The following is a 12,033-nucleotide window of genomic DNA, read 5'->3' as shown; positions in this document are numbered from 1 at the left end:
AAGACGAGTTACTGGAGTTATTCATGAAGCATGACAAAATTGAGCGCAACCTAGGCATACTGCTGGTGTTCACCATGCTGGCAATCAGTGCCGGCGGTATGGTTGAGATCATTCCACTGTTTTTCATCAAGGAAACAGTGGAAAAGGTCGAAGGCGTGCGTCCCTACACACCGCTGGAGCAGCGCGGCCGCGATATTTATACCCGTGAAGGCTGCTATCTATGCCACTCGCAGATGATCCGTCCCTTCCGTGACGAAGCATTGCGCTATGGCCACTATTCCCTGGCTGCCGAGTCCAAGTACGACCATCCGTTCCAGTGGGGTTCCAAGCGTACCGGTCCTGACTTGGCGCGCGTGGGCGGCAAGTACTCCAACAATTGGCATACCCAGCACTTGATCGCGCCGCGCTCCCTGGTGCCGGAATCCGTGATGCCTAACTACCCATGGCTGGCAACTACCGAGCTCAAGTACGACGACATCAAGGACCGCTTGCTGGCCCTGCGTCGTGTCGGAGTGCCGTATTCCAACAGCCAGGCGGAGTTCGAGCGCAATGTGAAAGAGTTCGGCGAGGATATTGCCAAGCAACTGCACATTCCTGATGCGGACAAGAACCTGGCCGCCCAGGCGCAGTCGGGCAACTACGATACTGACCCGAGCAATATCACCGAAATGGACGCGCTGGTGGCCTATTTGCAGGTGCTGGGCACCATGGTTGATTTCAAGAAATATGATGACGATTATTTCGTCAAATTCCGCTAAGGAGTAAAGACGATGGAATGGCTGCTCTGGTTCACTCGCTTTGAAAATACTAAGCCTTTGTCTTTGTTGATTTTCTTCCTCGTGTTCTGCGGCATCCTGTTCTATGTCTTCGGAAGCAAAAAGCGCGGCGAAAGGCTGGAAAGCCACAAGAATATTCCGCTGCAAGATGACGAAATCTAGTTAGGAAAGCATTATGAGTCAGGATAAGGCTACGACGACAACACCAAAGACCACGGGCCATAGCTGGGACGGTATTGAGGAATATACCAACCCGTTGCCCACCTGGTGGATCTGGGGGTTTTACATCACATTCATCTTCACCGTGGTCTACTGGCTGCTGTACCCGGCTTGGCCGATCGGCGACAAGTTCACCAAGGGTGTTCCCGGGCTGCATACCATTACCTACACTGCGACGACTGCAGACGGCAAGGAAGTGGAAAAGACCTCCCATTGGAACATGCGTGCCAAGTACATGCGTGAAATGAACGAGCATCAGGCCGACCAGAAGCAATGGTTCGACAAGGTGGCTGCGATGTCATTCGAGGACGTCTCCAAGGATGCCGAGCTGATGCAGTTCGTGAATTCCGCGGGCAAGACCCTGTTTTCCGACAACTGCGCGGCGTGCCACCAGGCAGGCGGTCAAGGCAAGATCGGCATGGCCCCTAACTTGACCGATGACCATTGGCAGTTCGGCGGTACCTACGAGCAGATCCACGCGACGATCGAAGGCGGCCGCAATGGCGTGATGCCTCCGTTCAAGGACAGCCTGGAAGACGATCAAATCACCCAGCTTGCACACTATGTATTAAGCTTGTCCGGCGAGCCGCATGATGCCGCCCTGGCTACGCAAGGCAAGACATTGTTCAGCGGTGCCGGGATATGCTTTACATGCCATGGTCCGGATGCCAAGGGCAATACGGCAATGGGTTCTGCCGACCTGACCGATAAGATATGGCTTTGGGCGGATGTCGGCGGCAAGACTGGGCAGGAAGCTAAGGTTGCCGAAGTGAAGCGTATCATCGCCGGCGGGATGAACAGCGGCGTGATGCCTGCTTGGGAGGAACGGTTGAAGCCAGAACAAATCAAGCTCCTGACTGTCTATGTACATGACACACTGGGCGGCGGTCGCTAAACCGCATCGATGTTGAATAAAGGCTCACGGTTGCGTGGGCCTTTATTTCTAGAGCAGTTGCATTTTTAGAGGGGTGGTGTATCACCAGCGTTATGGAAGCAACCAGTTCGGCCAGCACTACTAAAAAATCCCCGCTTCTAAACCGGCAAATCCCGATTGTCACGCGTTCGGTAAAAGGCAAGTTCCGCACTTTCAAGACTGCGGTGATGGTGATCGCCTACTCCGTCTATTTCCTGTTGCCGTGGATGCCATGGGAGCGCAATACCGCTGCGAGCCAGGCTGTATTGTTCGACCTGGAATCGCGCCGCTTCTTCATCTTCAACCTGGTTGTCTACCCCCAGGATATCTTCTGGCTCGCAATGCTGCTGTTCATCGCAGCCGCGTTGCTGTTCTTCACCACGGGCCTGATCGGCCGGGCATGGTGCGGCTATTTCTGCTTCCAGACCCTGTGGACCGACCTTTTCATCATGATCGAGCGCATGATCCAGGGGGAGCGGCCCGCACGCCTGAGATTACTTAAGCAGCCCTGGAACGCCGAAAAGATCATCAAGATGGGCAGCTCGCATGGCTTGATGGTGCTGGTGTCGTTCTGGACCGGGGTGACGTTTGCCTGCTATTTCGCCTATGCGCCGGATTTCGTGCCGCGGCTATTCGCTGGCACGGCCGCGGAGGCCGGGTACATCACCGTAGTGGTGCTGACCATCACGACCTATGTCGCAGCCGGCTTGTCGCGCGAGCACATCTGTACGCTTGCCTGCCCGTATGCCAGGTTCCAGGGCGTCATGTATGAACCAGATACCCTAGCTGTCGCCTACGATGTGAAGCGCGGGGAAGGCACCGCCGGCCGCAAGGCGCCGGCCAAGGGGTTGCGCACCCGCGAGGAACGCCAGGCGGCCGGCCACGGCGATTGTATCGATTGCGGCTTCTGCGTCCAGGTCTGCCCGACCGGGATCGATATCCGCGACGGCTTGCAATACCAGTGTATTTCCTGCGGCCTGTGCATCGACGCATGCAACAACATCATGGATTCCATCGGCTCTCCGCGCGGCCTAATCCGCTATGACTCCGAGCAGAATATCGCCAGCCCGGCTCCGCACAAACCGCGCCTGGAGTGGAAGCGACCCAAGGTCCTGGGATATGCCTCGGCGCTGGTGGTGGCGACGATGGTGTTGTTCTACAACATCGGCACCCGGAACGATACCGAGGCCAACGTGCAGCAGGTCAGGCAGCCCTTGTTCGTCATGCTCTCCGACGGCAGCGTGCGCAACCGCTACCAGATCAATATCGCCAATAAGACCGAGCACGAACAGCGCTACGAGCTGAAAGTACAAGGCATTCCCGCCGGCGCGCTGGACCTCGGCAACATCCCGGAAATCCGCGTGCGTGCCGGCAAAAGCCTGAGCCTGAATGCCAAGGTTGACCTCGCCAGCGATATCGCGCGTAATACCAAAGAATTCTCGTTTGTGATCATCCCCACCATCGCTGACGCCGAGCCCGTAGTGGTGAAGACCAATTTCAACAGTCATTGATACATGCTTAAGCTGATTCCCGTTTTATCCATTGCCGAAACCTTGTTCGGTGGCCTCATCTTCGCCATCGGGCTTTATTTTCTGCTGCGAGCCGCCCGGGTAGCCAACTTCTGGGCAGCCGTATTGAGCGGCGCCATCCCGTTCCTGCTGTATATCGTCTACAGCACCCAGCATTGGGCGGGCGGCGATGTGCTGGCGATCCACTTTGCGGTGTTCCTTGCCAATGCAGGCCTGCTCGGCGTGTTTGGCAGCATGAAGCAGAAGCAGCAATCCATGCATTGGGCCCCGAAGATCATCATCGGCTTTTTCATTTTCCTGGTGATTTCCAATGCGATCCTGCTCTCCATAGCAGGCCGGGGACTGCCGCAAGGCCTGACATCCTTTTTCCTGCCCAATCCTGACAACCAGCGGGTGCACACCGCTTTTCCAGGCGTGATGCCGCATGACCGCAACAAGAGCTACCAGCCGCACCTCGAGCAGCTGCAACAACAGCAAGCCCTGGGGTGGCAGCTCAAGCTGCAAGGAGTCGAGGATCTTAACCCAGGCACCTCGAAGCGCATTGCGGCGCGTATTCTCGACGAGAATGGCAATGCCGTCACCCAGGCCGAGGTGACGCTCAATTTCTGGCGCATGGCGAATAGCCGCGACGACAAGATTTACGCCCTGGAAGAACAGGCCGAAGGGGAATATGGCGCCGATGTCGTCCTGCCCGACTCGGGGCGATGGATTGCCGAAGTATTGGTCAAGCAGGGCGACAAACGCTACCGCAAGCAGGAGTCGCTGTTCATCGGCGATGAATAGTCCGCAGGCGCTGGAAGCGTCTTGCTACCATTGCGGCCTGCCGGTGCCGGCTAGCAGCGAGTTTCACGCGGCCATTCTCGGGCAGCGCCGCCGGATGTGCTGCCATGGCTGCCAGGCGGTAGCCGAGTCGATCGTCGAGAACGGGCTGGAGGACTATTACCGGCACCGTACCGAGCTGCCCCAGACAGCCGAGGAGTTGGTGCCGGACGAACTGCGCCAACTTGAGCTGTACGACCATCCCGAAGTGCAGAAAAGCTTTGTGCACGATGAATCGGGAAACTTGCTGGAGGCCTCGCTGATTCTCGAGGGGATCACGTGTGCAGCCTGCATCTGGCTCAATGAGCGCCACCTGCAGCAGTTGGACGGCGTCGCGTCCGCCTCGATCAATTATTCCTCCCATCGTGCGCGAGTGCGCTGGGATGACAGCAAAATCCGCTTGAGCCAGATCCTGGCCGAAATCCGAAAGCTGGGCTATCACGCCCATCCCTTCAGCGCTCAACAACAGGAAGCCGTTCGCGAGCAGCAGCGGCGGCAGGATTTCCGCCGGCTGGCGATAGCGGGGCTTTCCGCAGCGCAGGTGATGATGGTGGCCGTGGCATTCTATGCCGGCCCTGAACAGGGGCTGGAGCCTGCCACCGAGCAACTGCTGCGCTGGTTCAGCCTGGTGATCACCGTCCCGGCGATGATCTATTCGGCCTGGCCGTTCTACCAAGCCGCCTGGCGCAGCATCGACAATCGCAGGGTGGGCATGGACGTGCCTATCAGCCTGGGCCTGATCACCGGCTTCATCGGCAGCGTCTGGGTGACATTCCAGGGGCAAGGCATTGTCTACTACGACACCCTGACCATGCTGATTTTCTTCCTGCTCGCCACGCGCTACCTCGAACGCCACGCACGCGAGAAGTCCGTAGAAGCGGCGGAGAACCTGCACCGGCTGATTCCCCCGATGGCTACCAGGCTGGATGATAACCAGCAGCCTCAGATGGTGCCGCTGCACGAGCTGCAAGTGGGCGATACCTTGCTGGTGAAACCCGGCGAGGCCATTGCAGGCGACGGCGTCGTGACGGAAGGGGAAAGCCAGGTCGATGAGGCATTGCTCACCGGCGAAAGCCGCCCGGTGGCCAAACTGCCGGGGGCGTACGTCTATGCTGGCAGCGTCAATTACGAAAGTCCGCTGCAAGTCAGGGTGACCGGCCTTGGCGAGCAGACCGTGATTGCGGGGATCGCGCGTCTGCTGGACCGCGCCCAGGCGGAGAAGCCGCGCCTGGCGAGGGTGGCCGATCATGTCGCCATGTATTTCACTAGTATCCTGCTGATTGCCGTCGTGGTGATTGGCCTGGCCTGGTGGTGGATCGCGCCGGAGCGCTGCTTTGAGATCGTGCTCGCGGTGCTGGTGGTGAGTTGCCCGTGCGCGTTATCGCTGGCAGCGCCAGCGGCATTTGCAGCGGCTGGCTCGCACCTGGTCGGGCAGGGCGTGTTGCTGACGCGCGGCCATGCCTTGGAGTCCCTCGCCAAGGTCACGCATGTGGTGTTCGACAAGACCGGCACGCTGACTATCGGCCGTCCGCACATTATTGCAACCGTTCCCTATCATGGATACGAGGCTGAAGCGTCGCTGCGCATTGCCGCAAGCCTGGAGCAGGCCTCGGAACATCCGCTGGCACGCAGCTTCACCGACATGGTGCCCGCGGGCGAGCGTTCCGGCGTGGTTGGCGTAAATAACCAGCCAGGCAAGGGCATCAGCGGCGAAGTGGACGGCGAACGCTACTTTATCGGCAATATGGCGCTCAACTCTCAGGTTGCATACCCGGAGTTAGCGGGCCTGGAGCCTGGGGCCAGCATCGTATGGCTCAGCAATTCGCAGCAGGTGACGGCGGCATTTGTATTGGCGGATACGATGCGCCCGGAAGTCACGGCGCTGGTAGGCAATCTCAAGAGGCGCAACATTGCCGTATCGATATTGAGCGGTGATACCGCATCCAGCGTGCAGCATTTCGCCTCGGTGGCCGGTATCGACGACTGGCGGGCGGGCCTGACCCCCGAGGGCAAGCTTGCCGCCTTGCGCGAGATGCAGCAGCGAGGAGAGGTGGTTGCCATGGTCGGCGACGGCATCAACGACGCCCCGGTGCTGGCAGGGGCGCAAGTATCGTTCGCCATGGGCAATGGCACGCAAATGGCGAGGGCCTCCGGAGATATTGTGCTGCTTGGGGAAAACCTGCAGGAGATCGACCATGCCATCACCACGGGACGCTTCACCGTCAGCATCGTTCGTCAGAACTTCACATGGGCCTTGGTCTATAACGCCGTGGCATTGCCGTTTGCCGCCACGGGGCTGATTGCGCCATGGATGGCGGCGATCGGCATGTCTGTGAGCTCCCTCATCGTCATACTTAACGCCTTGCGCCTGCGATAGCGCATTCCAACTTTTCCCCTTCGATTTCTTTTCGCGAAAGTGACGTGTTCTCGTGTAGTACGAAGAATGATTCTTGTTGGTATTTTTCTTTATAAAATCATTAAAAATCAATAATTTACAAAAATATTTTCCTATCCATTCCAGATGATATTGGGTATGATGCGTGCAATTGGACAAATCATCCGTGGAGGCGCTATGAAAGGCGATAAGAAAATCATCGAAACCCTGAACGAGCTGCTGGCAGGCGAGCTGACAGCTGTTGATCAATACCTGCTCCATGGCGAAATGTATGCCGACTTCGGCCTGGGGCAACTGGCGCAGAAAACCCTGCATGAGTCCGACCATGAGCGCCAGCACGCGCGCGCCATCATCCAGCGTATCCTGTTCCTGGAAGGCAAGCCGAACCTGGAAAAGCGCCATGCGCTGACGACGGGGAAAACCGTGCCCGAGATGCTGAAGTCGGACCTGGCGCTGGAATACAAGGTCGTAGCCGATCTCAAGGCTGCCATGGCGCAATGCGAAAAGGCCAGCGATTATGTGACACGCGACATGCTGTTGCTGCAACTCGACGATACCGAAATGGACCATGCCTACTGGATCGAGCAACAGCTGCGCCTGATCGGTTTGGTTGGGCTGGAAAACTACTTGCAGAGCCAGATGAAGTCTGAGCCTGCGGTTTGATAAGGAGCATATGATGAAGGGCGACAAAAAGATTATCGATATCCTCAACAAGGTATTGAAGAATGAGCTCACCTCGATCAACCAGTACTTCCTGCATGCCCGCATGTTCCGCAACTGGGGGCTGGAAAAGCTCAACGACTACCAGTACAAGCAGTCCATCCGCGTAATGAAGGAGGCGGATGAGCTGATCGAACGCATCCTGTTCCTGGACGGCCTGCCCAACCTGCAGAACCTGGGCAAGCTGCTGATCGGTGAAAATGTGGTGGAATGCCTGCAGGGCGACCTCAAGTATGAAAGGGAAATTCACCGACCGTTGCTGGTGGAGGCGGTCGCGTTATGCGAGGAGTTGCAGGATTACGTCAGCCGCGACCTGCTGGAAGAACTGCTGGAAAAAAGCGAGGCCGCGATCGATTGGCTGGAAACCCAGCACAGCCTGATTGCCGACGTGACATTGCCCAACTATCTGCAAGCCCATATGGAAGCCGCAGATTAAACTGGCTTTCATCCAGAAAAAACCGCAGCTTGCCTGCGGTTTTTTATTACATGTTGGCCGGGAATTTCTCTTGACAAGACAGTGAGTTAAAAACGATAATGGTTATCGTTTGTTAACGCATCTTGATTCAGCAAGAGAAAGCCACCGATCGTTCTATGTACGTCTGTGTTTGTCGGGCCATCACTGATCGCCAAATTCTCCAGGCAGCGCGCGCAGGAGCCAGCAGTCTCAAGGATTTGAGGCGCGATCTGGGCGTGGCCACCGAGTGCGGCCAATGTGCCAGTTGCGCCAAGCAATGCTTGCGCGAGGCGCACCAGGAAAACGACATCGCCATGCCGGTCGGCTTTGCCTGATTAGACTCTATTTCTATTGCCGGCGAGCATATTACCCGCCGGTGCCAGCATTTCCCGTTTATTTCTTTGCTTACAGTAAATGATCCAGCAGGTCTGGACCAAATACCTCGCGCTTGATGCGGTTAGGGTTGACGCCTGCCTGCAATAGCTGTTCGCGTTGCGCTTGCATGAAGCCCAGCGGTCCGCACAGGTAAATATCCGCATTCTGCAGCGCTGCCGGCCATAAGCCGGTGATGTCCATCTGTCCTTGATATACGCCGCCTATGCTGCCGTGTGCGCCTTCCAGGCTTTCATAGAACAATGCGGTTGCCAGGTTGGGCATGCGATACCTGGCTTCTTGCAGGTCCAGGCTATGGCTTTGCCATGCCGGGCTGCGCGCCGCATGCGCGAAGAATACCGGGCGCTGCGGTGCGAGGTCGCGCACTGAGTTCAGCATGGACAGCATGGGGGTAATGCCGACGCCGGCCGAGAGAAGCAGTAATGGCTGGTCGCTGATGACGGTATCCAGCACAAAATCGCCGAATGCAGGCGTGGCCTGGATCAGGTCGCCGACCTTGACTTCGTCATGCAGCCAGTTGGAAACCAGGCCCTGCGGCTTTTCTGCCTCCTGTTCGCGCTTCACCGAGATGCGCCACCATGGGGCCGTGCTTGAGTCCGACAGGCTGTATTGCCTGAGCTGGCGCCTCTTGCCTTGCTCGAACTGCATTTCCACGCTGATATATTGCCCGGGCAGGAAATCCCCTGGTTTACGCCCGTCCGGGTGCTGCAGGTAAAACGAGACAATGTGCTCTGACTCGAATACCTTGCGCGCGATCTTGAGCGTCATCAAGGCGCCTGCCGTGCTGGCGGTGCTCGCATACAGCGATTTTTCCTCCTCGATCAGGAGGTCGGCCAGCAGCCAATAGGCCTCGCCCCAGGCTGCCAGCAGCTCATCGGTGGCGGCCTCTCCCAATACTTGCTTGATGGCGCCGAGCAGGTGCGTGCCGACGATAGGGTAGTGCTCCGGCTTGATGCCGACGGCGGCATGCTTGTGCACGATGCGCTTGACCACGGGCGCCAGGGTGGCAGGATTATCGATGTTGGCGGCATAGGCGAAGACGGCAGAAGCCAAGGACTGCTGCTGGATGCCGCTGGCCTGGTTGCCCATATTGAACAGGTTCTTGAGCTCGGGGTGGGTGCCCAGCATGTTCTGGTAGAAGGTTTGCGTGATTTTTAGGCCGTGTTCCCTCAGGACGGGAACGCTGGCGTCAATGTAGGGACGGGCTGCGGCAGAAAGCATATCGGCTCCTTATGTTGTATATAAAATGAAACAATTACTGCAAAAAAAAGGCGCGGCAGTGTGGTGCGGGCATTTCAGTGCACTCCCGCCAGATGGCTTTGCTGCAGCTTGATGATGATATTGGCCGTGCGGTTGTGGATCACGTCCTGCAAGGTATAGGTATCCATGTATTCGTAGAATGCATTCAGGCCCTGGTCCAGCGCATGCCTGAGCCCGCATTGCCCTTCCAGCGGGCAGGGAGGCTCCTGGCAGTTCACCAGCGACACGCTGCCTTCCAGTACGCGGATCACGTGGCCCAGGTTTAATGAGCCTGGGTCCGTGCCCAGCCTCAGCCCGCCATTCGGCCCGCGCGTGGTTTGAATCCAGCCGGTCTTGTTCAGGAAGGTGACGACCTTGATCAGGTGGTTGCGCGGGATATTGAACTGCGTGGCGATTTCACTGATGGTAATGGGCTTGTTGCGGTCATGCTGGGAAACGTACATCAATACGCGTAAGCCAAGATCGGTGAATTTGGTGAGCTGCATGTCGGGCAGTATAGTATTGTTTATTTTTACATGCAACAATTGGCAATGATTGAGGACAGGAAATCCTCTAATCTGCTCAGCCGAGACGGTAGAGCTGCTGCGAACAGGCCTTGAGGGCTTGCTCGGCGGCCGGGTAGTCGGGGTAAAGCTTGGCCACTACTGCCCAGAACCTGGCGGAGTGGTTCATCTCGCGTAGGTGCGCGAGCTCGTGGGCAATGACGTAATTGATCAGCGCGGGCGGCGCCTGGACCAGGCGCCAGTTGAGGCGGACTTCGCGCCTGGAGTTGCAGCTGCCCCAGCGGGTTTTGGCATTGGAAAGAAACAGGGCGGGGGTGGGTTCTCCCAGCCTTGCCGCGAATATAGGCAGGCGCCGCGCGAAATCCATCCTGGCTTCCTTCTGCAGCCATTGGATCACCTTGCGGGCAATCATGGCGTGGTCATGAATATCAGCGGCGGCGAGTTTCAGCATATTGCCTTCGAGCTTGGGGCTGCTATTGCGCGTCGATGATGTGATCCTCAAGATCAGCGGCTGGCCCAGCAGTTGCAGTTCGGCGCCATCGCGCCACTCGAATTCGGGAACGATAACCGCCTGCCTGGCCTTGAGCTTGGTGGTAATCCAGCGTGCCTTGCTGCGCAACAGGGCTTCGAGGTCGGCATGGCGGATGCGCAGCGGCGCATGCACGATCAGGCCATCCACGGTGATCTTCATGCCGATGGTGCGCCTGGCCCGCCGCTCAAGCTGGTAAGGGATTTGCTCCCCGTTGGGCAGGGCCAGGACGTATTGCATTATTTGCGGTCCAGCAGCAGCATTTCCTGCTCGATCCAGTCCTCGACCCGCTGGTTGAGCTCATCGGCCTTGATGCCTGCGGTTTCAATCGGCTTGCCTATGCTGAGCGTGATCGTGCCGGGACGCTTGAGGAAGGAGTTCTTGCCCCAGTATTCGCCGGCATTGTGCGCCACGGGCACGACGGTGGACTTGGTGTGCGCGGCCAGCCATGCCCCGCCAATATGGTATTTGCCGCGGGTGCCGGGAGCGACGCGGGTGCCTTCGGGGAAGATCACGACAAAGAATCCCTGCTTGAGGCGTTCCTTGCCCTTGGCGACCAGTTGCTTGAGGGCTTCGCGCCCCGCCGCGCGGTTGATGGCGATCGGCGAGGTCAATGCCAATCCCCAGCCGAAAAACGGGATCCACAGCAATTCGCGCTTCAGCACCCAGACCTGCGGCGGGAAAATCTGCTGCAAGGCCAGGGTCTCCCATGCGGACTGGTGCTTGCAGAGGAGGACGCTGGGATGGTCGGGAATGTTCTCCCTGCCGATGACGCGATAGCGCAAGCCGCAGGTCAGCTTCAGCCACCAGAGCATGCTCCTGGCCCAGCCGGAGATCAGGATGTAGCGCGTCCTGCGCGGCAAGGGGAAGGTGAGGAGGGAAAGCGTGGTGAATATCGGGGTGAAAATCCACATGCCCAGCATGTAGAGGGAGGAGCGGATATAGATCATAGATTAAGCAAATTCGATCAGCCAGGTTGTGAAGCGAGTTCAGTGATGATGCGGCGCGCTGCCTCGGCCAGGTTATCGCATACCCAGGTGTTTTCCGGCAGGCCGCCGGCCGCCAGGGTTTTCTCGCCCTTGCCCGTGAGCACCAGGATAGGCTGTGCGCCGAATACCGCGCTGGCCTGCAGGTCGCGCAACGAGTCTCCCACGCTGGGCACGCCCTTGAGGTCCATGTTGAAGCGCTTGCTTATTTCTTCAATCATGCCTGGCTTGGGTTTGCGGCAATTGCAGTTCGCATCCGCCGCATGCGGGCAATAGAACAGGGCATCGATGCGGCTACCAAACTGCGCGAGCGCCTTGTGCATCTTGTCGTGGATAGCGTTCAGGGTGGCCATGTCGAACAGCCCACGGCCAATGCCCGACTGGTTGGTCGCCAATGCCACCCGGTAACCGTTCTGGTTGAGCAGGGCAATGGCTTCCAGGCTGCCCTCGATCGGTTTCCATTCATCAGGGCTCTTGATGAACTGGGCGCTGTCTTGGTTGATTACCCCGTCGCGGTCGAGTATGACAAGTTTCATG

14 protein-coding genes are annotated in these 12,033 nt (G+C 58.1%); 9 read left to right on the top strand and 5 right to left on the bottom strand.

Features of this window, described 5'->3' with window-relative positions; genetic code table 11:
- Window positions 1-23 precede the first annotated feature (23 nt).
- The 9 genes from ccoO to ACW4YW_RS04500 all read left to right on the top strand — a co-directional run bounded on the left by ccoO (window position 24) and on the right by ACW4YW_RS04500 (window position 8,160).
- Entirely contained in the window at window positions 24-758 is a 735-nt protein-coding gene (gene ccoO, locus ACW4YW_RS04540) for a cytochrome-c oxidase, cbb3-type subunit II (protein ID WP_407995138.1), read from the top strand.
- Between the two features lie 12 nt (window positions 759-770).
- The gene (locus tag ACW4YW_RS04535; protein ID WP_309564520.1) at window positions 771-938 is read left to right on the top strand and encodes a cbb3-type cytochrome c oxidase subunit 3; all 168 of its coding nucleotides are present in this window, start codon (window positions 771-773) and stop codon (window positions 936-938) included.
- A gap of 13 nt (window positions 939-951) precedes the next feature.
- Window positions 952-1,890 carry a cytochrome-c oxidase, cbb3-type subunit III gene (gene ccoP, locus ACW4YW_RS04530; RefSeq protein WP_309564521.1) on the top strand — a complete coding sequence of 313 codons (939 nt, stop codon included), beginning with the start codon at window positions 952-954 and terminating at the stop codon, window positions 1,888-1,890.
- Between the two features lie 92 nt (window positions 1,891-1,982).
- The gene (ccoG, locus tag ACW4YW_RS04525; RefSeq protein ID WP_457136469.1) at window positions 1,983-3,419 is read left to right on the top strand and encodes a cytochrome c oxidase accessory protein CcoG; all 1,437 of its coding nucleotides are present in this window, start codon (window positions 1,983-1,985) and stop codon (window positions 3,417-3,419) included.
- A gap of 3 nt (window positions 3,420-3,422) precedes the next feature.
- Window positions 3,423-4,220: a FixH family protein gene (locus tag ACW4YW_RS04520; protein WP_457136468.1), complete on the top strand. Its 798-nt coding sequence runs from the start codon at window positions 3,423-3,425 to the stop codon at window positions 4,218-4,220.
- On the top strand, window positions 4,213-6,633 hold the full coding sequence (locus ACW4YW_RS04515; RefSeq protein WP_457136467.1) for a heavy metal translocating P-type ATPase: 2,421 nt from the start codon (window positions 4,213-4,215) through the stop codon (window positions 6,631-6,633). Before ACW4YW_RS04520 ends, ACW4YW_RS04515 begins: the two co-directional genes overlap by 8 nt.
- 195 nt (window positions 6,634-6,828) lie before the next feature.
- The gene (gene bfr, locus ACW4YW_RS04510) at window positions 6,829-7,314 is read left to right on the top strand and encodes a bacterioferritin (protein ID WP_457136466.1); all 486 of its coding nucleotides are present in this window, start codon (window positions 6,829-6,831) and stop codon (window positions 7,312-7,314) included.
- Window positions 7,315-7,327: 13 nt separating this feature from the next.
- Window positions 7,328-7,807 carry a bacterioferritin gene (gene bfr / locus ACW4YW_RS04505; protein ID WP_457136504.1) on the top strand — a complete coding sequence of 160 codons (480 nt, stop codon included), beginning with the start codon at window positions 7,328-7,330 and terminating at the stop codon, window positions 7,805-7,807.
- Window positions 7,808-7,962: 155 nt separating this feature from the next.
- Window positions 7,963-8,160: a (2Fe-2S)-binding protein gene (locus ACW4YW_RS04500; RefSeq protein WP_457136465.1), complete on the top strand. Its 198-nt coding sequence runs from the start codon at window positions 7,963-7,965 to the stop codon at window positions 8,158-8,160.
- A gap of 70 nt (window positions 8,161-8,230) precedes the next feature.
- On the opposite strand, the gene hmpA is transcribed toward ACW4YW_RS04500, so the two are convergent.
- The 5 genes from hmpA to gmhB all read right to left on the bottom strand — a co-directional run bounded on the left by hmpA (window position 8,231) and on the right by gmhB (window position 12,032).
- Window positions 8,231-9,439, bottom strand: a complete 1,209-nt coding sequence (gene hmpA / locus ACW4YW_RS04495) for an NO-inducible flavohemoprotein (RefSeq protein WP_457136464.1) — start codon at window positions 9,437-9,439, stop codon at window positions 8,231-8,233.
- A 74-nt stretch (window positions 9,440-9,513) separates the two neighbouring features.
- Window positions 9,514-9,963, bottom strand: a complete 450-nt coding sequence (locus ACW4YW_RS04490; protein ID WP_457136463.1) for an RrF2 family transcriptional regulator — start codon at window positions 9,961-9,963, stop codon at window positions 9,514-9,516.
- A gap of 76 nt (window positions 9,964-10,039) precedes the next feature.
- Window positions 10,040-10,750, bottom strand: a complete 711-nt coding sequence (locus ACW4YW_RS04485; protein ID WP_457136462.1) for a M48 family metallopeptidase — start codon at window positions 10,748-10,750, stop codon at window positions 10,040-10,042.
- Window positions 10,750-11,460, bottom strand: coding sequence for a lysophospholipid acyltransferase family protein (locus ACW4YW_RS04480; RefSeq protein WP_457136461.1), 711 nt, complete (start codon window positions 11,458-11,460; stop codon window positions 10,750-10,752). Before ACW4YW_RS04480 ends, ACW4YW_RS04485 begins: the two co-directional genes overlap by 1 nt.
- A gap of 17 nt (window positions 11,461-11,477) precedes the next feature.
- Window positions 11,478-12,032: a D-glycero-beta-D-manno-heptose 1,7-bisphosphate 7-phosphatase gene (gene gmhB, locus ACW4YW_RS04475; protein ID WP_457136460.1), complete on the bottom strand. Its 555-nt coding sequence runs from the start codon at window positions 12,030-12,032 to the stop codon at window positions 11,478-11,480.
- Between the last annotated feature and the right edge of the window lies 1 nt (window position 12,033).

The organism is Methylobacillus pratensis, assembly GCF_054072455.1.
This window is presented reverse-complemented; position numbering and strand designations above follow the sequence as displayed.

Bases quoted from the DNA above. Each gene is read 5' to 3' on its own strand.
- gmhB (WP_457136460.1), bottom strand. From the start codon at position 12,032: ATGAAACTTGTCATACTCGACCGCGACGGGGTAATCAACCAAGACAGC.
- bfr (WP_457136466.1), top strand. From the start codon at position 6,829: ATGAAAGGCGATAAGAAAATCATCGAAACCCTGAACGAGCTGCTGGCA.
- ACW4YW_RS04485 (WP_457136462.1), bottom strand. From the start codon at position 10,750: ATGCAATACGTCCTGGCCCTGCCCAACGGGGAGCAAATCCCTTACCAG.
- ACW4YW_RS04480 (WP_457136461.1), bottom strand. From the start codon at position 11,460: ATGATCTATATCCGCTCCTCCCTCTACATGCTGGGCATGTGGATTTTC.
- bfr (WP_457136504.1), top strand. From the start codon at position 7,328: ATGAAGGGCGACAAAAAGATTATCGATATCCTCAACAAGGTATTGAAG.
- ACW4YW_RS04520 (WP_457136468.1), top strand. From the start codon at position 3,423: ATGCTTAAGCTGATTCCCGTTTTATCCATTGCCGAAACCTTGTTCGGT.
- ccoP (WP_309564521.1), top strand. From the start codon at position 952: ATGAGTCAGGATAAGGCTACGACGACAACACCAAAGACCACGGGCCAT.
- ccoG (WP_457136469.1), top strand. From the start codon at position 1,983: ATGGAAGCAACCAGTTCGGCCAGCACTACTAAAAAATCCCCGCTTCTA.
- ACW4YW_RS04500 (WP_457136465.1), top strand. From the start codon at position 7,963: ATGTACGTCTGTGTTTGTCGGGCCATCACTGATCGCCAAATTCTCCAG.
- ACW4YW_RS04535 (WP_309564520.1), top strand. From the start codon at position 771: ATGGAATGGCTGCTCTGGTTCACTCGCTTTGAAAATACTAAGCCTTTG.
- ccoO (WP_407995138.1), top strand. From the start codon at position 24: ATGAAGCATGACAAAATTGAGCGCAACCTAGGCATACTGCTGGTGTTC.
- hmpA (WP_457136464.1), bottom strand. From the start codon at position 9,439: ATGCTTTCTGCCGCAGCCCGTCCCTACATTGACGCCAGCGTTCCCGTC.
- ACW4YW_RS04490 (WP_457136463.1), bottom strand. From the start codon at position 9,963: ATGCAGCTCACCAAATTCACCGATCTTGGCTTACGCGTATTGATGTAC.
- ACW4YW_RS04515 (WP_457136467.1), top strand. From the start codon at position 4,213: ATGAATAGTCCGCAGGCGCTGGAAGCGTCTTGCTACCATTGCGGCCTG.